Source organism: Mesorhizobium sp. NZP2077, from assembly GCF_013170805.1.
Taxonomy (GTDB): domain Bacteria; phylum Pseudomonadota; class Alphaproteobacteria; order Rhizobiales; family Rhizobiaceae; genus Mesorhizobium.
In genome coordinates, this window is sequence record NZ_CP051293.1 from 6,670,996 (window position 1) to 6,688,982 (window position 17,987).

A 17,987-nucleotide genomic window follows, 5' to 3' on the forward strand; every position below is an offset into this window, starting at 1 on the left:
ATCTGTAGTCTATGTGGCTCAGCCGGGGCATACGAGAACGAGGGCGGTCAGGCGTATTTCGTCTGAGCCTCAAACCTATCTCGAAAATGCCTTGCAGCGGATGTGCTCGATATGAGTATCCCGAGTTCTCGATGTGGCGTCCCGGTACTCGTGTCAGCCGAGAGCCAATTGTTACTCGTTATAAGCAGTTCACGATCATCCCAGCATAACACCTTAGCGTGCACACGCGGCTTCTGGATTGCCCTGATAATCACTCCTGCTTCCCGAAACTCAAAAATTCCGTCATTTGCAAGCTGCGCATCCACGTCATCGTTAAACCTACCAAAATAGACCTCAGGCGACAGGTTGCGCGATCTTGCTGCAACAGCAAGAGGTATCAAATTGGGCTTTGCCGCACCGCCGAGCCGATGGCTTAGCATGAGAATTGATTTTTGTGCCTCGTCTCTCGCTCTCAGCACGTAATGGCCGTGCTCGTGGCCGAGGATGATTTTCGCGGTAGCGTTAGACGACGCTTCCTCCTTACGGCCCAAACTGCGACCGAGGCGAATAAACTCGGCGCAGAAATCGGTGATTTGTCCATCTTGCGGCTTGGCCAGTTCCGCAAGTTCAAAGCAGATGTCTGACAGGATGCGATTTGAACGAAGCCTGATAGATGCTTCAACGCTCTCGAATGACGTGCTCAGCCAATTGCAGGAGCCGACAATAACGTTGAAATTATCAGGCTCTCCACGATCAAAGAATAGAATTTTCGAATGTGACCTTGTGCTGTCCAAGTGGACCCGAACTCGGTCCTCAAGTCCATCACGCACAATCAGTTCGTGTAGCTTAGTTGCTGCCTGCCGGGTTTTGTTCAGCCCATCCTTCTCAAAGGATTGGCCCCACAATATGTCTAGGTGTGTGTTTCGATTGAGCGCCGGCTTCAACGTGTCCAGAACGGCGACAGCTTTCTCGTAGTCAACGAAGGTGGAATGGATAACAATACGATGCTTGGAGACGCGAGCAGCCTCATTGAGCAAAGCCGAATGATCGGGCCCGCTCATTATGATATCGTCGGCTCGAAACTGGATCGGTCGAGTTTCGTACTCTGAGGAGCGAAATATAGTACCCCTGCTGACTGGAAGGGATAGACCTTGAGTATGGCCCCGCTTTCCAATCGCCTTGATCGCAGCATCCGTAACGGACTTTTGGAGCTCCTCCGAAATTTCGCTTCCCAACCCTTCGATCTTCTTCCCGACCACAGTGACAAGCGCAAGCCGCTTGGCGGGTTTCCATTCATTCAAATCAACGCGAATGAGCTCCTCGTCGTCGTCCAATAGCACCTCAGACAGTCTTCTTATGTTTAATGCGCCATATCGATCAGGCTGTGGTGCAGTAATCTGGATCGAGGGCCGCCCGCTCGTAACGCGCTCCCAGTCACCGTCCTTTATAATCGTCAAATCGCGCGAATAGAAAATGCAACCCGACACCAACTCAATCGCGAAGCCTATGAACCTTTTGCTGGGTTCAGTGACAGGCGGCAATTCCAAAAGTGTGGCTGTCACAGCGCCAATAGGAGTTGACTGGAATTCGATAGATGATTGGCGGTTGCGAATTTCTACCCATCCCGAGCGCATAAGCCGGATCAGGATTTCGACGATCACTCGCCTTGGCAAGGCGCTCTCAATATGAAGTTGGTCGATTGTGTAGTTCCGCTTTACGAGGGCTTCCAGTATCGCATGTTCAAATACCGACCACCGACGCCCCTTTTCGAAATGGAAGCGACGGGCGTCTTTTAAGATAGGAATTCCAACAACGACGCTCATTGTTTTGCCCGAGAGATAAGAGTTTGATAAGGCAGCAACACGTCAGCGTCTTGCTTTTGGTAGTCTTGCACAATTCCCAAAAACTTGGTCAAGAAAGCCATGTCTTCCGGCAGCGCCTTTCCAATCGGCGACGATACGGCTCTCAGGAAATCCAAGCTGGTGACAATGAAAAGTCGCCATTTCGCTCTACTGAGAAGAACGTTCATACGTTGAGCGTTACCGACAAACCCCAGCGCGCGAACAGGCGTAGAATGATGATTATTCCTCACAAGAGAGACGATTATGATGTCTGCCTCATTTCCTTGAAACGCATCTACGGTGCTAAAGAACTCACCTCCTCTTGCCACTGGGTCAAAAGCTGACAGTGCCATTGACGCATTGACATCGGCGCGGATTGTTTGCCGTAGCGTCTCCACTTGCCGAGCATAGGGTGAGATGATGGCTAGGCTCGGCTTATCTTTGCACTTCTCGTGGGGCTGCAAGGTTGCTGCTATCCGACGAATTGCATCGGCCTCATCGGCATTAGTGTAGCGGGGTAGTCGCTCCGTATCTCGCTTGTTCACGGTTGCCTGCTGATAAGGCATGTCAATGACGGTGACTGCCGCCCTACCAAGAACAGTGCTTGCGCGGTCGCTGAGCACACCCGGTCCGGCTAGGAAAGTTTTGACGGCCTTATCGGAACTGTCGATCTCACCTTTGTAAAAACACTCCGAAACAACGTTGGCAATCTGTGGGTGCATTCGGTGCTGTACATTTAAAACTCCAGCAATACTCGATCCAGCCGAGCGAGGGTTTTTTTGTCTTTCTAGTTCCGTATCCACAGAAGTTTTAAAATAGTAGAGCGCATTATTGGTATCACTGCACAGCTGGGACATCTCATATTCGGCGTCTTCGCGCTCGATTAGCTGGAGCAAGTCGTCGCCAATGAATTCCTTAAGCGCGTGATCAATATGCTCCAGCCCTACCATCAGTACATCTCTGATCTTGCCCGGATTTTCGAGCAAACGGGCTATCTGGTCGGAGCCAAAAGGCGGCAGCTGGTTGTGATCACCAATGAGCAAGCGGCGATGTGAGAGGAGGAGCGGCATCAATAATTCGCTGCCGGTGGCCTTTCCTGCTTCCTCTACGATTGACCAGTCGAATTGACCTCGTTCATCAAATAGCCTCTCGAGATCGCGGGAATTTGTGGTGGCGAACACAAGGTTGGCTGATCGCATAACTAGACCCGATAGGGCTCTTCGATCCAGCACGCTTGCCGCTGCCCGTCTCTGTTCGACGGCTGCACTAAGTTGACTAATTCTGTCCCGTAGGTGATCTGAACATCCCTTCGCCAAGTCGCTCAGTGCGAATTGTTCTCCCAGTTTGTCCGCCTGCTTCTGAACGTCAAAGGCGCTAATTGTGTCGCTATCGTCACGCGCACGACAGCGAACTGCCAATAGGTCTAGTTGATCACTTTCTGTATGACCCTTCAGCAATTCGTCCATAAGGTGATCAACGGTATGATGACTTTGAGCACTCAATAGTATGCGGGATGAAGGTTCATCTTTGAACGAGCGCCTTACCAGCTCGCTTACCAGAAACGTCTTTCCAACGCCCGGAGGCCCTTGAACGAAGTAGACCGGCAGCACTGACGTTATTTCGCTGAGGGCTTTCTGTTTGGCATTGTCGAGATCGGCGAAAATTTCGTCTTGATCAACAAGCTCGTGACTGTCAACAAGCCGAGACCGGGGGTCCGACAGCATTCGCAAAAGCTCAGAATGTTCCCTCAGACCAATGAGCGCGTGAGCCTTCCGGCTAAACTGGGCAAGTAGGCCCCGAAAGTCCCCCGGTACCAGCAATCCGTCTCCCAGACTAAGGGGCCGATTGCCAAGCACTCGAAAGACGAAGACGTGCTCTCCCGCGCGTTCGACAAATTCGTCGAACTGCAAAGTTACGTCTGTCGCGGATCGCCTCCCGATTTTCTTGGCATCTGTCAAAACCCAGCCTTCATCCTCGGCCACGTTGTCGCGTTCAAGGAGATCGCGGAGCCTTTCTCGATAGTTCCGTAATCCCAGTGACAGGCTAAGTGCGTCACGGTCGGGGTCGGGCCTGACCTTAAGCTCTACCCTTACATCTGCACCCTCGCTAAAACCGTCGAGCCGGCGCATAACAGTAATTGGGAACACACCTGTGGAGGCGATCACAAGTTCCAATGCGTGCAGCGTTGAAAGTGCCCGGTACAGACGCTCTTCGCGCCTAACTCTTGGTGCCTTCGCAATTTCCGCACCATCGAAAATTGTGCTCCAGAAAGGTACGCGTCCGCGCAATCTTGGCGCGCGCTTTGCCGCGTCGCCAAATGTCATCAGGGATAACGCATTTCGGACTAGCGGGAACGTCTCCACCACGTTTCCACCCCAATCTGAAGCTAAAGTCGCTTTTTCACATTTTGCGAACTCCCAAGTTGCTTTGGGCGAATTTTGGACTGCGTAGGGCGTCAAGCGGTAGACTAATTGCTGCCCACGAAGGAAATACATAGGCCGATGATTTTCGCCAGAAACAATTAGACGCGGGCTGTCAGTTAGGTCATTGCTGACGAAGCCCAGCTGACCATTCAAATCTGTCAGTTCAATACTGAGGTCGCTCGCCTCTCGAATGGCTTCTGAGATGTCAGAGTTGGGACCAACCCCTAATACAAGTTGAAATTGCGCATTGTCCGCAGCCTCATGACCAGCGAGCGTAATGACAATTTTCTCAATTTCTCGATCTACAAAATTGCCATCAGTGCGCCGAAGCGTTGAGGGAATTAGAAGAGAACGCAAGAGGGTCACTTCGTCGGCATTCACCGCGTCGGAAACCTCGTGTGCAGCGATTTTGGGATTTTTGAGCCTCTCGTCGCTGACGCGAAGAAGTGTCGCTGATAGCGATGCAAAAGCGGCCCAGTCCCCAAGAAACGAGTAGCGACTGTCGTCCTTTGCTTTCTTCTGCTGCGACTTTAGGGTCTTTGGGGTGCCTGCAATACGCATGGACCACTCAAAGCCGGTTAGCTGAAAGTCCGGCTCATCCGAACCAGCGGTCAAGACCGACCATGTATCAAGGTTGCAATGGATCAAACCTTGGCTGTGTAGGATGTCGAGACCCTTGGCTATTCGCCGCAGATTTTCCCAAAGACGCTTGCGATTTGCTGGCGACGACGTGTGCCGAACCCACGATGACGTCCGGCGTTCATCGAGAAATACAGCCAACGGGCGCTTCTCGCCGGCGAGTATAACAATATAGAAGCCTTTGGCATCTTGCCCGGCATCGATAAGGCGGGCGATTGTCTGCTCAGCTCCCGGAAAGCCCGATACCCTGTGCAGAAGACGCAGCTCGTTACGCCAAATCTCAACTAGATCATGATCGTCTTGCTTGGCTAAACGTGGCCATTCTCGGATGATAACTGCTTCGCCGTTGGCCGTTACGCCGTCGAGGAGGCCCGGCTTACCCACCGCACGAACTGGTCGCAACAGGTAGCCCTCGGCAGGCGAATACCTCGCGAGAAACGATGCCTCACGTCTACTCTTGATTTTCACGCCACCCCATCCCCGGTCAACCGCCCACCGCGACAACATGACCAACTTTCAAGAAAAAGATAGCGGCTCTTTAAGTCTCCCACAGTCTTCAGGGCGAAGCGGGGAAAAGCCGCGTTTCTTGCTTAGAAAAGTATCTCACAGGCACCCTACTGCTAGGGCGGCGCTAGTGCGAGAAGCTATTGGTGAAATTGATTTCAGAAGCCCAGCAGAAGGCTGCCTCTGCGAGTATTAGCAAATCGGGGGCTGTAGCTGCCGGTGCCAAAGGACAAAATCAAAAAAATTCCCCAGCTACCCGCCATGGCTTTGACGAGGGCAACGGTTGAGGCTTCAAAATCCGCCAAGCCTGCGGGACGGGGATGTCATGCTATCATCGCAAACATTATCCACGGTGAACGCCCTATGACCGATGCAGAAGAAACCCCTTCGACGTTGCTAGATCACCTTCGCCTAGCGCGACAATCGAGTGACATGGCTGCAAGCCTTAGCGCGTCACAGCTTAAAAGCGCCTACGATGTGCAACGCGGTCCTTTCCGAAAGCGGCCATATTTTGTTTCTCACTCTAGCACCGACCGAACTCAGGATACATCAAACCGGGCGGAAGAGTGGCTCGCGAGACGGCTCTACCAGCAGGGGAAGCTGCGCCTACCTGACGGGAACCTGCTACAGCTCATTGACTATCAATTTCCCCTGAAGGCCGCACGCTCGGATGCTGGAATTGGAAAGATCGATCTCGTCGGAATTTGCGAAGGGAGCTTCGGGCTTGTCGAATTGAAGGTTGGGCGGAGCAACGAGAGCCCGGTCGTTGCACTTCTGGAATTGCTTGCCTACGCGGCTGTGGTTCGCGACAATCTTGAAGCTATCAGCGGTGAGGCAATGGCCAAAGGGCGATGCACGCACGCTCTTACTGCCACGCGCAATTTCATAGTTGCCCCGTTGCAGTTTTGGGCCAAGTGGGCGGTTGGTCGCCGCACTGCTAGGTGGGTCCAGTTCTGCGACATTCAACGTGAACTGAGCAGACATTTCAGGATCGACTGTCTTGTCTTGCACCCCGACCCAGCACAGGCAAGCGATACCGAAAGCTTCGAATGCCACTGGGTGGATTTGTGCTGAGAAGCCCTCACTTGCGCTGGTTAGAGGATGGCTCGTGCCGCATGCAACTGCGCGCGAACCTGCGCTATCCTGCGGGCCAATGGTTGGGGCGTGGGCGAGGCACTGATCTCTGAGGGCTTGGCCGGACCGTTTGTATGCGGCTCAACTAGCTGTCCACCAACTTCGCGCCCATAGTGCAGGTAAAGGAGCCATCTGGAATGTCTGAACCATTCTTAACGGCAGACACTAGCGCTGCGATTTCCGCGATCTCTTCGGTTGTCTACACAATTTTCACTTTAGCAATTGTGGTCCTGACAGCACTCTTAGCAGCTGAGAACCGTCGCCTACGAAAGGCTGGGACCGATCCAGAGGTGGTGCCGTTCTTGTCCACGCACCCGGACGGAAACGGAGGAATAATCTTCAATTTGGCCAATATAGGACAGGGGCCTGCATTGCGGGTGGAATACAAGCTGATTGGCGATGAAGCTGATTTCGCGGCTCATCAGGTGGCCTTGACGAATGATGCTGAAAGAGCGCCAATCGGCGTACTGCCTCAGGGTGAAAAGATTGCCGCGCTCTTTGGAGTTGGCTACGTCTTATACGGCTCGGACGCGAAGTCAGGCGGGCAAAGGCTCAAACCATTCGATGTTGCGGTGACATGCTACAATCTCTCGGGGCAGCGGAAAATCTCATCGCACAAACTGGACATCGCCCAATTTGCCGGACTGCGCGGTATAGCGACAAAGCCCGCCATTCGCGAGATCGCAGAAGCGCTCAAGAACATCGAGCGTCGTTTGGGCGCGAGCGGCGGCCTATCATTGATCGATGCAACGAGTGCCAGCGACACCCATGTCAAGAAGTTGAGAGGCGATGATTAGGATCATTTCGGAAAGCCTACGGGCTAAGCAAGCGGGACAACGGCGTTTAGCTCAGAGTGGAGCGCACGCCGCTGTTCGCCTGAAGTTTGACATGCCCGCGGTCTGATCAAGTGAACCGAAGTTCAAAAGCTAGTGAGGGAGAAATATGGCACTAGCCGACTTGACGCGTTCCGCCGTCGAATTAGCGCTTGCTGAATATGACCGGGTGGGTGCTGAGCGCTTCTTAGCCAAGTATCGGTTTGGCAAGGCGCGTAAGTACTTTCTGGTCGTTGGAGAGCGAGAGTACCACTCGAAGGCGATTGCGGGTGCCGCGTATGGCTATCTTCCCGGAAAGCCGGTGCCATTGCGCTCTGAGGATTTTTCAGGCGGCGAGAGCACGGTTGCACATGTGCTCCGCAATCTCGGTTTCGACATGCGCTCCACCGAAGCGACGCCACGCAATCCGACTTGGACGCGCGATGAGCTGATCCTAGCGCTCGACCTCTATATGGAGAACCCAACCTCTCCGCCGGGCAAGACCAGCAGCAAGATCGCTAAGCTGTCGGAAGAGCTAAGCAAGCTGGCCGCGATCCTCGGTGTTTCGGGGGACACAGAGTTCCGGAACTCAAACGGCATCTACATGAAGGTGATGAACTTCCGCCGTTTCGATCCCGCATTCGCTGCCGTGGGCAAATCCGGTCTGAGCCATGGTGGACGAGAGGAGGAGCTTGTGTGGAACGAGTTCTCTCAAGCTCCCGACCGATTGCGCGCCGTCGCAAGCGCTATTCGAGCCGCCATTGAGGCAGGGGCGGACCGGACGGGTCAGGCCGACCTCGACTACATAGAGGAAGCCGAAGAAGGCCGGCTGCTGACTGTCCTGCACCAACGACGGGAACGAAACAGGAAGCTGGTGGAGGCTCGCAAGCGGAAGGCGCTGGACCAGACCCACGAGCTTCGTTGCGAAGCTTGCGACCTTTCCTTCGCGGACCGGTATGGCGCGCATGGTGACGGCTTCATCGAGGTGCATCACGTTCGACCGCTCCATACGCTACGTGAGGGCGACAAGACGGCTTTGAGCGACCTCGCATTGGTCTGCGCAAACTGCCATCGCATGCTCCATCGCCGCAAACCTTGGCTTTCGATTGCGCAACTCAGGACGTTGCTAAATGAGATAGCTACGGCGGCCCATCATCAGAGCCTGCCAGCCTAAGACACGCCGGGACGAGGTCTGCCACGTCGCCAAGCGCCGGGATTTGATTTCATAAATCGGAGGTGGACCTGACGAAGACCTGCGGGAACTCGGAGGCCGAGTTGCCAAAGACAAAATCCACTGCATGCCCTGACTACCCGGCACTCCCTTAGCGAGCGCATCGCTGAAGCTTCAAAAATCCGCCAGCAGAAAGAAGGCGAACCCCGCTCGAACGTAAGCGCTGTCCCGTTGGCACCTTTCGCGCGTTGTCGTGAGCGACGATGCTCGGAGCCTTTGAGGGCTTCGACACATGACGATTTCAGAGCTTACGCTTAAGTCCAGGGACGAGGAGCCGGTTCGACGGCTTGAGATATTCACGGGTTCTGGACGGCGGCGCGAATGGTTGCCGGAGGAGAAAGCGCGGATCGTGGCGGAAAGCTACGATGCTGGCGAGACCGTGAGCGCGGTGGCTCGGCGACATGCATTGTCCCCGCAGCAGCTGTTCGCCTGGCGCCGGTCCGCGCGGGTGCCGTTGGCGAATGCGCCGGCACCGGAGCCGTTGTTTGTTCCAGCGGTGGTCGCGGCACAGGAGCCCGAACCGGCGGGGAAGCGCGCGAGATCGACACGGAGGCGGAAGGCCGCGCGAGAAACCGGCGTGATAGAGCTGGAGATTGACGGCGTCGCCATGCGGGTCGGTCGTGGCGCCGACGCCAGGACGGTGGCTGCGGTGATCCGTGCGCTGAAGGCGCCGTCGTGATCGGGCCGACGGGTGTGGTCAAGGTGATGGTCGCGACGAAGCCGGTGGACTTCCGCAAGGGGGCCGAGGGCCTGGCGGCGCTGGTGCGCGAGACGATGGGCGCCGATCCGTTCTCTGGCGCGGTCTACGTCTTCAGGGCCAAGCGCGCTGACCGGGTCAAGCTGGTGTACTTCGACGGCACCGGCGTGTGCCTGCTGGCGAAGCGTCTGGAGGACGGGAAGTTCTGCTGGCCTGCCATCACCGATGGCGTGGTGAGGTTGTCGGCGGCGCAATTGCAGGCGCTCCTGGAAGGGTTGGATTGGCGGCGCGTGCATGACGCCCGCGAGACGCGCGCGCCGGTCGCGGCAAGTTGATTCCATGGGAGGCTAGAGGCGCTGGCAAAGCATTGGAATGCATGATTGAATCGGCCTTGTGAGCAACCCGGCCGAGCCTCAGACCAACGATCCGATCGCGCTTCAGGCGATGCTCGCGGCGGAGCGCGCCGAGAACGAGCGGCTGCGCCAGATCATCAAGGAACTGCAGCGCCACCGCTTCGGCCGCAGGGCAGAGAGCCTGCCGGTCGACCAGCTGCTGCTGGGCCTGGAAGAGGCCGAGCAGATCGAGGCTGAAGGCTTCGCCGCGGAGGACACCGCCGATACTGCCAAGCGCGAGGCTCGCGCCAGGAAGCGCCGCGCCAACCGTGGATCACTGCCCGCGCATCTGCCGCGTATCGAGCAGATCATCGACATTCCCGACAAGATCTGCCCGTGCTGCAAGGGAATGCTGCATGTCATGGGCGAGGATCGCTCCGAGCGCCTCGACATCGTGCCGGCCCAATTCCGCGTCATCGTCACGCGCCGACCGAAATACGCCTGCCGGAGCTGCGAGGAGGTCGTGGTGCAGGCACCGGCTCCGCCACGGCTTGTCGAGGGCGGCATCCCGACTGAGGCGACCGTCGCCCATGTGCTGGTCTCCAAGTACGCCGACCATCTTCCCCTGTATCGCCAGGCGCAAATCTACGCCCGCCAAGGCGTGAACCTGGATCGCTCGACGCTTGCCGATTGGGTCGGCAAGGCGGCTTTCCTGCTCCGCCCCATCCACGAGCGGTTGTTCGAGCGGCTGAAGGCGTCCGGGAAGCTCTTCGCCGACGAGACCACGGCGCCGGTGCTCGATCCCGGGCGCGGCCGCACCAAGACGGGCCAGCTGTTCGCTTATGCTCGCGACGATCGCCCCTGGGGCGGGATCGATCCACCCGGCGTCGCCTATCTCTATGCACCCGACCGCAAGGCCGAACAGCCACTGCGGCACCTTCACGGCTTCGTCGGGGTCCTGCAAGTCGACGGCTACGCTGGATACCGGGCGTTGGCCGAGCGCAATGCCGTGAGCCTGGCGTTCTGCTGGGCGCATGTCCGTCGACGCTTCTACGAACTGGCCCAGTCCGGGCCCGCGCCGATCGCCACGGAGGCGCTCCAGCGCATCGCCGAGCTCTACAAGATCGAGAACGAGATACGGGGACGCTCGCCCGAAGAGCGGCGCACCGCGCGCCAGGAGAGAAGCCGCCCCATCATCGATACCCTCCAGCCATGGCTGCGCGAGAAGCTCGCCCTGGTCAGCCAGAAGAGCAAGCTCGCTGAAGCAATCCGCTACCCGCTCTCGCGCTGGGCCGGACTTGGTCGCTTCCTCGACGACGGCCGCGTCGAGATCGACTCCAACGTCGTCGAACGCTCGATCAGGCCAATCGCCCTCAATCGGAAGAATGCGCTCTTCGCCGGTTCCGACGGCGGTGGCGAGCACTGGGCGACCATCGCCTCGCTCGTAGAAACCGCGAAACTCAACGGCGTCGACCCGTACGCCTACCTTGCCGACGTCATCACCCGCATCGTCGCAGGCCATCCGCAAAGCCAGCTCGACGACCTGCTGCCCTGGGCCTATGCCACCGCGCCACTCAAGGCCGTGGCCTGAGAACAGCGGTTACGCTCGAACTCTTATGTCCGCACACTGATCATCCACGCCGTGCCTTTCGCTTCGGTCTGGGAAGATGCCGTGCCTCTTTCAACAAATGACGAAACTGACGAGGATGCCACCCACCGGCTCTCACGCGCTTCCGGACGTGCTGCCGGTAGGCGGCTGGGGTTAGCACCTCACTCATTCGATGCCTTGTCTGATTACAGAATTTGCACGCCGCTACGATGTTCTCATGTCTATCTTCGCCGCCATTCTCTCGGGGTTGCATGTGTTCGGCAGTGCATTGGAAGCGGTTGAGAAACCCGCCCGGAAGACTATAGCGCGCTGCGAAGCGTGTCGGGTCCCCCTGCCACATCAGATAGTCACAGTAGAAGCATCGCCAATTTTGCTTGTTGGCGCGCAGGATTTTGAGTTTTGCCAGTTTGTTCGATTTGCTCATATTGCACATCCTTTGCTTCATCGAGATGAAGCGGACGTGCAGCAACCCCGTAAGAGATCGCCCCTCATTCGGAAGGGATAAACCCTCGCACGAGACAGCACCCTTAAGAGCGCCACTCCGCAGTATATCAGCGGTAGATGCTGACCATCGCCAGCACCCATACAGTCGCCGATAGTCGGCTCCCAGACGACTTAAAGGCCGTCTCCACCATTCTTCATTACTTCAGAATTTGGCGGCGCTCAAGCCTTCGCTCGCCGCGTAGCAGATGACGGGTCACTGGTACGAGCGGCAGGCTTCAACCTAAGCGGCCTGCGACGGGCGGCTGTAGCTGCCGCCGTCAAAGACATTTCTTCCGGCATTCTCCAGCTACTGGCTCCAGCTTTGACGAAAGCAGCAGCTGAGGCTTTCAAAATCCGCCACGATACACATCTTCCCGTCTCGCTCTAGCTCTAGTTAATTGAAGTTATCCCGGTTGACGGCCCGCTCAGAGAACCCGAGCCGCAGCCGTGTCATCGAACAAATCGACGGCCCGCAGATAGGGGGCAAGCCCTGCTTCGCTGCGGTGCCCCGTCACCTGCCTGATCTTATAGCTTGTCGCGCCCGCCATCGCTGCGGAGGTTGCGAAACCACTGCGCAGGGAGTGAGCTGAGAACGCGCTCGGATCATAACCGGCATCGCTGACGCGGACCTTCACGACGTCGCTCACGGCCTCGCCAGACAGGCGTTCGGGCAGGATGTTCCCATGCTTATCCATTCCACGCCAGATCGCGCCTTCCATGATCCCCGCGACCTCAAGCCAGCGTTTAAGAGCCGCGATGGGGCAATGACGGGTCCTACCGAACGGAACAGCGATTTCGCGCCCGGCACCCTCTTGATCCGTCTTCGACCTTCTCACCGTCACCAGCGCGCCTTGGCTCGTCAACTCAACATCGCTCACGTCCAGCGCCACCAACTCGCTGCGTCTCATTGCACATGCCCAACCCAGCAACAGCAGGGCGCAGTCCCTGACATCCTTCGTCCGGTCTCCAAGCCGGTCAAGCACGGCGAAGAGGTCATCGCGGAGTAGTGCCTTTGCCTGCCGCTGCTTAACGCCGAGAGTTCGGCGCACACCACGGAGGGCTGCACAGACAAGCTCGCTCTTGGTGGGATCGTCCGCCCCAATGGCGCGATGGGCCTTGCTGATTGAAGCCAGACGCCGCTGGAGGGTCGCTACCGCATAGGTCGCCGTGCCCTCGGCGAGATACTCCGCAATGGTCGCCGGGGTTGCGGGGAGCTTTCTGCCGGTGCCCTCGAAATGGGCGATGTCCATAGCGTATGCGCGCTTACTGTTATCGGCGAGGGAGTTGGAAACAAGCCGCTGCACGTTTACCGAAAGGATGCCCGGCAGCGCTTTGTGATTTGCGCGGACAGGAACCAAGCTCCCGGCGTTGGTGTGGTGCTCAACGAACATCATGGCGAACCTCGTCCAGCTTAGGTAGATCGGCGCGTATCATGGCGAGGAAGGCGGCGGGGTCCGACAATTTGAGATTGTGGAAGCCGCTGTCGGCCAACCACCGCAGTGTCATTGCGCAAGGCCACTCGACGCGCTGGCGAACAAGGCCGCCTTCGACCCGGAACAACCCGCCCGCCAGAATGGACAGGCGGCGCTCGGTAGGGGCATGTTTGCGGAGCCAACGGCCCGTGGCTGTGTCACGCTTTAGGAAGCGGGCGAGGGCCGCCTTGCCCTCCCATGAAAAGGCATCGAGGCAATAGGTCGGCAGCCTGTTGTGCCCGATCACGACCGGCGGAAACTCATCATCCTTCACTGTGAGGGTCCCCAGAGGCAGCGCCTGACTGACGAGCGGCAACAGGATCGGGAGCGCCTCGCGCGTCCTTCGAAACCCCTGCTCGCCAAGGTCCACGATCCGGTGCCCGACCCCCGCGACACGCATCGCCGCGAACAATTCCTTCGGATCGGCTCTCTGACCTTCGACCTGTCCTATCCATCGAACTCTGCTGACGTGTAGCGCCGCCAGAGAGGCACCCAGAAGCGCGGCGCGACCTTCGACGCGGGAAAGATGCTCCGTGAGCGTTTCGCGCGCTAGATCGCCCCGTAGGGCTTCAAGCTCGTGGTGATGGCTGATCGCGATGAAGAGATCATCGGTCCCTCGGCATTTCGGAGCGGCGCACATGCGGGTGACCACCAGACTGGCGATCCTCCATTCGTGGCCGAACTGCTCGCGAAACTTCTTCCCCGTCGTCGCCGCCATGACGAGGGCGACGCAATCGAGATCGGCCAGACCGATGTCTTCGAACGCAATGCCCGCAAGCCTTGACCAGAGCTTCGCCGGATAGTTGCGCAGGAGGGCGGCGGCGGCACTCAAGGCAAGCTCGATTTGACCGCGCCGGATATTCTTTTGCATGGCGCTCATTGCCACCCACGGTGAAACAAGAAGCGGCTCGGCAGCAGGTGTTTGATGGTCAGACGCCAGCTCTTTGAAGATCGGGTCGGTGGCCTCGAATAGAGGTTGGAACTGCATTGTCTGGTCTCCCACGTTTCGGGGAGGCCAGAACCTTGGCCCCGCATGCAAGCGTGGTGAGCAAGGCCAGAACTTGCGAACTGTTTTTTAGCTTTTTTCGCTTCGCTGCTTGATGGGTTAATCGTCGCCAGAGAGTGGCTTGCCGTCCTTCTAATCCGATCCCGACTAATCCTAGCGAAGGCGGTGCTGCGGTGGAATTGCATATACATTCTGCAAGGGCAAATCGTGAGCGTGAAGATAATGGAAAGGCTGCTCGACATTGACGCCCTACACAGTTCGGGCCAATCAATCGCGCTGGTCGGGAGCAGCTCGGCAGCGCCTTTGTTCGGCCTCCCAAACTAGATGGTCTTCGAGCGCAGCTTTTTCAGCGAGCCAGATGACCATGCGGCTGATCGGATCGTTATGTGAAATTGATTTCGCATAACCGGAAACGTCGCCTTTGGGAGGGCGGCCTTCATCTAAGGGATGTCCCTCGCGTCCCTGCCCGCATTGTGCGCGCGGGGACATAGGCGGTTCGATTTCCTCCGACGACATGAATTACCTTCCCCTGTTTGAGGTTGCTGCTTTCTGCGGGGAGGTCAAACGTGCTTTCGTGAACATGTCCCCCGAACCACTATCGGGCCATCACAATGTCTCTGGCTACATCCCCCGAGCGGTGGGTGAAACCTAGGGGCTATGGGGTGAGGAAGGCCGACCCAACGGGGAGGCAGGGAGCATAGCGACCTTCTTCCCGAAATCTGGTTTGTGATCGGGTGATGATAGTTCCCGTTAGCCTTGGCGAGACGGGAACTTAGATCACTACATATGTCCGTTTCTTTTTCTAGTCCCCTGTATAATATGTATTGAGTTATTTTACCTATTTAACAATTCTATATACTGGAGAAAAAAGAGACGGACACTCCGCCTCCCGGCCTCATTTTAGGTGCTTCCACAAGCCGGGATTGAGGGCTTTGAAGCCCGCTGGCGGGTGCTTCTTCGTCGTCTGATAGTGGGTGGTGACAGCGTCCAGCGCGACCCTCCAGTATCTTCGTATGGTCGGAATGTGAGGATAGTCGAAGAACAGCGCCCGGACCTGGTTCAATTTCGCTGTTGGGTCTACCTCTTTGAGCTTTCGGTTCGCTTCACGGTCCAAGTGCTGTTGATACTTAACCCCGGTCATGAATGCCGTCCAATTGTCGAAGATGACTTCCAAAATCTCCACCTGCGCGCCATCCGGCCATACCTTCGCCAGTCCGATTAGACAGCCGAAATCGCGACTGGTTTCGCGTTCGCGCAGATTGGAAGCCCATTTGACGACTTTGACCAATCTGGCCTCGGCCTTCTCCAACTTCTCATCATCCGGCAGGTCGTGAAGCTCGTCGGGGCTGAGAGACAGGCTTAGGGCCTTGTTCAACATCGCAAGGTCGGCGGGGGCGTCCAGAGCATCTGTGAGCGCTTTCTTTTCGGCCCGAAGCTTGGTGCGCTGTTCGGGGACGTGCTTCGCCAGATATCGGCGAACGAACGCAGCCATTTTCTTGGCGTATATGCGCGGTGTTGGTTTCTCCCCCGGCTCCGCGATGCGAACCAGAGTTACGTTACGCGTGGTGTCGAAGGCGAACGGCGCCTGCTTGATCAGCCTGCGGATGGTCTTTTCGTGAACGCCCAGCGCCTCGCCGCGTTCGCGGTGCGACATGCTGCACCACGGGAAGCCATCAAAGTCGTAGGGGTCTTTGGCGATGCTGGACGCGACCAGCTTTTTGAGAGCTATCACGTTCGGGTTGCCAGTCATGGAGACCAACTGCCTTCTGGAATTGATTTCACTCGTCGGGAACGGTCCGGTCGCAGCGTTTCGCACTGGCTTCGGGAAGAATTGCCCAGAACGGTCCATGAACGTTCTCCCCCGATTTTCCCCGAATAGTTGGGGAAAACGCGGGGAATGTTCACCATTCGACCCTTGGGGAAAAGGGAGTGGTCAACTTTCACGTCATTGAAAAATATGGGGAAACTGGTGCTGCGAGAGAGGATTGAACTCTCGACCTCTCCCTTACCAAGGGAGTGCTCTACCACTGAGCTACCGCAGCCGCCGATGGCGGGGCTTCTGCCATATCGAACCGGTAAGCGCAAGGCCAAGAACAACGCTTCTGTGAAAGCCTTTGCCGGATGGCTTCCAATGACATGGCGACGCCACAATGTTGGCTATCCCTGAATGGCAGTTGGCCGGTCGCCAGCCGGGACGGGACGATGAGCGACAAGACAATTTCAGCGAAAAAGGGCGGTACGGACCGCAAGGACCGGCTCGCCGAGCAGTTGCGCGCCAATCTGCAGAAGCGCAAGGCGCAGTCGCGCTCGCGCCGCACAGGGGAAGCCGACCAGCGGCCCGATGGGCTCGGCTCGGCAAAGGAAATACAAAAAGATTAACTCAAATCGGCCACTCTTGGACCGGGGTGGGCGAAATCCTATTTCTTGAACCAGTTCGGCCAATGGTCTAGACGGGCCGATACTCAAACGATTGAACCGGCCTTTTTGGCCGAGAGGGACGTTCTTCTATGGATCGCATCAGAATTGTCGGGGGCAACAAGCTCTCCGGAAGCATTCCGATTTCGGGCGCCAAAAACGCCGCTTTGCCGCTTATGATCGCCTCGCTTTTGACCGACGACACGCTGACGCTGGAAAATGTGCCACATCTGGCCGATGTCGAGCAGCTGATCCGCATCCTGGGCAATCACGGCGTCGATTATTCGGTCAATGGCCGCCGCGAGAAGCAGAATGAGGGCTATTCGCGCACCATCAATTTCTCCGCCCGCAACATTGTCGATACGACGGCGCCTTACGAGCTGGTGTCGAAGATGCGGGCCTCGTTCTGGGTCATCGGGCCGCTGCTGGCCCGCATGGGCGAGGCCAAGGTGTCGCTGCCCGGCGGCTGTGCCATCGGCACGCGCCCGGTCGACCTGTTCCTCGAAGGCCTGCAGGTACTGGGCGCCGACATCGACGTCGACACCGGCTATGTCATCGCCAAGACCCGCAATGGCCGCCTGGTCGGCAACCGCTACGTCTTCCCGAAAGTGTCGGTCGGCGCCACCCATGTGCTGATGATGGCGGCCTCGCTGGCCAAGGGCGAGACGGTGCTGGAAAACGCCGCCTGCGAACCCGAAATCGTCAACCTTGCCGAATGCCTCAACGCCATGGGTGCCAGGATTTCCGGCGCCGGCACGCCAACCATCACCATCGATGGCGTGGAATCGCTATCAGGCGCGCGCGTGCGCGTCATTCCTGACCGCATCGAGACCGGCACCTATGCCATGGCGGTCGCCATGACCGGCGGCGACGTCGTGCTCGAAGGCGCCCGTCCGGAGCTGCTGCAGACCGCACTGGACGTCATTTCGCAGACGGGTGCGGAGATCACGCAGACCAATTCCGGCATCCGCGTGAAGCGCAACGGCGCCGGCATTTCGCCGGTCGACGTAACGACCGCGCCCTTTCCGGCCTTCCCGACCGATCTGCAGGCGCAATTCATGGGCCTGATGACCATGGCCAAGGGCAAGTCGCGCATCACCGAAACGATCTTCGAAAACCGCTTCATGCACGTCCAGGAACTGGCCCGGCTCGGCGCCCACATCACGCTTTCGGGCCAGACGGCGATCGTCGACGGCGTGGCGAAGCTGAAAGGTGCGCCGGTCATGGCCACCGATCTTCGCGCTTCCGTCTCGCTGGTCATCGCCGGCCTCGCCGCCGAAGGCGAGACCACGGTCAACCGCGTCTACCATCTCGACCGCGGCTTCGAGCGGCTGGAAGAAAAGCTGTCCAACTGCGGCGCGGTGATCGAGCGAATTTCGGCCTGACGATCGGACGGCGGCAACTTCGGAC

The 17,987-nt window shown here is 57.8% G+C and carries 14 protein-coding genes, 1 tRNA gene and 1 pseudogene; 9 read left to right on the forward strand and 7 right to left on the reverse strand.

What is annotated here, in order from left to right:
* Positions 1-47 precede the first annotated feature (47 nt).
* Together HGP13_RS32875 and HGP13_RS32880 are read right to left on the reverse strand one after the other, a co-directional pair.
* Positions 48-1,802, reverse strand: a complete 1,755-nt coding sequence (locus HGP13_RS32875; RefSeq protein ID WP_172233939.1) for a phospholipase D-like domain-containing protein — start codon at positions 1,800-1,802, stop codon at positions 48-50.
* Complete coding sequence (locus HGP13_RS32880) at positions 1,799-5,350, reverse strand: AAA domain-containing protein (protein ID WP_172233941.1); 3,552 nt, start codon at positions 5,348-5,350, stop codon at positions 1,799-1,801. The genes HGP13_RS32875 and HGP13_RS32880 overlap by 4 nt, the downstream gene beginning before the upstream one ends.
* Positions 5,351-5,605: 255 nt before the next feature.
* Here HGP13_RS32880 and HGP13_RS32890 point away from each other — a divergent pair, with 255 nt between their 5' ends.
* The 7 genes and pseudogenes from HGP13_RS32890 (at position 5,606) to HGP13_RS32915 (ending at position 11,183) form a co-directional block, all read left to right on the forward strand.
* The gene (locus HGP13_RS32890) at positions 5,606-6,460 is read left to right on the forward strand and encodes a hypothetical protein (protein ID WP_210267818.1); all 855 of its coding nucleotides are present in this window, start codon (positions 5,606-5,608) and stop codon (positions 6,458-6,460) included.
* Positions 6,461-6,538: 78 nt separating this feature from the next.
* A pseudogene (locus tag HGP13_RS38205) lies at positions 6,539-6,634 on the forward strand (thermonuclease family protein); the annotation flags it as partial.
* Between the two features lie 23 nt (positions 6,635-6,657).
* Positions 6,658-7,317 (forward strand): hypothetical protein, encoded by a 660-nt coding sequence (locus tag HGP13_RS32895; RefSeq protein ID WP_172233945.1) that lies wholly within the window; start codon positions 6,658-6,660, stop codon positions 7,315-7,317.
* Between the two features lie 145 nt (positions 7,318-7,462).
* Positions 7,463-8,506: an HNH endonuclease gene (locus tag HGP13_RS32900; protein WP_210266338.1), complete on the forward strand. Its 1,044-nt coding sequence runs from the start codon at positions 7,463-7,465 to the stop codon at positions 8,504-8,506.
* 289 nt (positions 8,507-8,795) lie between these two features.
* On the forward strand, positions 8,796-9,242 hold the full coding sequence (locus tag HGP13_RS38680; RefSeq protein ID WP_172225057.1) for a transposase: 447 nt from the start codon (positions 8,796-8,798) through the stop codon (positions 9,240-9,242).
* The gene (gene tnpB / locus HGP13_RS32910) at positions 9,239-9,595 is read left to right on the forward strand and encodes an IS66 family insertion sequence element accessory protein TnpB (RefSeq protein ID WP_023772705.1); all 357 of its coding nucleotides are present in this window, start codon (positions 9,239-9,241) and stop codon (positions 9,593-9,595) included. The genes HGP13_RS38680 and tnpB overlap by 4 nt, the downstream gene beginning before the upstream one ends.
* A 109-nt stretch (positions 9,596-9,704) precedes the next feature.
* The gene (locus HGP13_RS32915) at positions 9,705-11,183 is read left to right on the forward strand and encodes an IS66 family transposase (protein ID WP_172234673.1); all 1,479 of its coding nucleotides are present in this window, start codon (positions 9,705-9,707) and stop codon (positions 11,181-11,183) included.
* Between the two features lie 926 nt (positions 11,184-12,109).
* On the opposite strand, the gene HGP13_RS32925 is transcribed toward HGP13_RS32915, so the two are convergent.
* The 5 genes from HGP13_RS32925 to HGP13_RS32945 all read right to left on the reverse strand — a co-directional run bounded on the left by HGP13_RS32925 (position 12,110) and on the right by HGP13_RS32945 (position 16,204).
* Positions 12,110-13,078, reverse strand: a complete 969-nt coding sequence (locus tag HGP13_RS32925) for a site-specific integrase (protein WP_172233958.1) — start codon at positions 13,076-13,078, stop codon at positions 12,110-12,112.
* Positions 13,065-14,144 (reverse strand): hypothetical protein, encoded by a 1,080-nt coding sequence (locus HGP13_RS32930; RefSeq protein ID WP_172233960.1) that lies wholly within the window; start codon positions 14,142-14,144, stop codon positions 13,065-13,067. Before HGP13_RS32930 ends, HGP13_RS32925 begins: the two co-directional genes overlap by 14 nt.
* A gap of 285 nt (positions 14,145-14,429) precedes the next feature.
* Positions 14,430-14,678, reverse strand: coding sequence for a hypothetical protein (locus HGP13_RS32935; RefSeq protein WP_172233962.1), 249 nt, complete (start codon positions 14,676-14,678; stop codon positions 14,430-14,432).
* Between the two features lie 379 nt (positions 14,679-15,057).
* Positions 15,058-16,011: a hypothetical protein gene (locus HGP13_RS32940; RefSeq protein ID WP_172233964.1), complete on the reverse strand. Its 954-nt coding sequence runs from the start codon at positions 16,009-16,011 to the stop codon at positions 15,058-15,060.
* A 118-nt stretch (positions 16,012-16,129) separates the two neighbouring features.
* Positions 16,130-16,204: transfer RNA gene (locus HGP13_RS32945), tRNA-Thr, on the reverse strand.
* Between the two features lie 160 nt (positions 16,205-16,364).
* Here HGP13_RS32945 and HGP13_RS32950 point away from each other — a divergent pair.
* Positions 16,365-16,541, forward strand: a complete 177-nt coding sequence (locus tag HGP13_RS32950) for a hypothetical protein (protein ID WP_172233966.1) — start codon at positions 16,365-16,367, stop codon at positions 16,539-16,541.
* Positions 16,542-16,669: 128 nt separating this feature from the next.
* Entirely contained in the window at positions 16,670-17,962 is a 1,293-nt protein-coding gene (gene murA, locus HGP13_RS32955) for a UDP-N-acetylglucosamine 1-carboxyvinyltransferase (protein WP_172233968.1), read from the forward strand.
* Positions 17,963-17,987: the final 25 nt, after the last annotated feature.

Excerpts from the sequence above, each read along its gene's own strand:
- HGP13_RS38680 (WP_172225057.1), top strand. The coding sequence starts at position 8,796 with ATGACGATTTCAGAGCTTACGCTTAAGTCCAGGGACGAGGAGCCGGTT.
- HGP13_RS32875 (WP_172233939.1), bottom strand. The coding sequence starts at position 1,802 with ATGAGCGTCGTTGTTGGAATTCCTATCTTAAAAGACGCCCGTCGCTTC.
- HGP13_RS32940 (WP_172233964.1), bottom strand. The coding sequence starts at position 16,011 with ATGGACCGTTCTGGGCAATTCTTCCCGAAGCCAGTGCGAAACGCTGCG.
- HGP13_RS32895 (WP_172233945.1), top strand. The coding sequence starts at position 6,658 with ATGTCTGAACCATTCTTAACGGCAGACACTAGCGCTGCGATTTCCGCG.
- HGP13_RS32915 (WP_172234673.1), top strand. The coding sequence starts at position 9,705 with ATGCTCGCGGCGGAGCGCGCCGAGAACGAGCGGCTGCGCCAGATCATC.
- HGP13_RS32925 (WP_172233958.1), bottom strand. The coding sequence starts at position 13,078 with ATGATGTTCGTTGAGCACCACACCAACGCCGGGAGCTTGGTTCCTGTC.
- HGP13_RS32950 (WP_172233966.1), top strand. The coding sequence starts at position 16,365 with ATGAGCGACAAGACAATTTCAGCGAAAAAGGGCGGTACGGACCGCAAG.
- HGP13_RS32900 (WP_210266338.1), top strand. The coding sequence starts at position 7,463 with ATGGCACTAGCCGACTTGACGCGTTCCGCCGTCGAATTAGCGCTTGCT.
- murA (WP_172233968.1), top strand. The coding sequence starts at position 16,670 with ATGGATCGCATCAGAATTGTCGGGGGCAACAAGCTCTCCGGAAGCATT.
- HGP13_RS32935 (WP_172233962.1), bottom strand. The coding sequence starts at position 14,678 with ATGTCGTCGGAGGAAATCGAACCGCCTATGTCCCCGCGCGCACAATGC.
- HGP13_RS32930 (WP_172233960.1), bottom strand. The coding sequence starts at position 14,144 with ATGCAGTTCCAACCTCTATTCGAGGCCACCGACCCGATCTTCAAAGAG.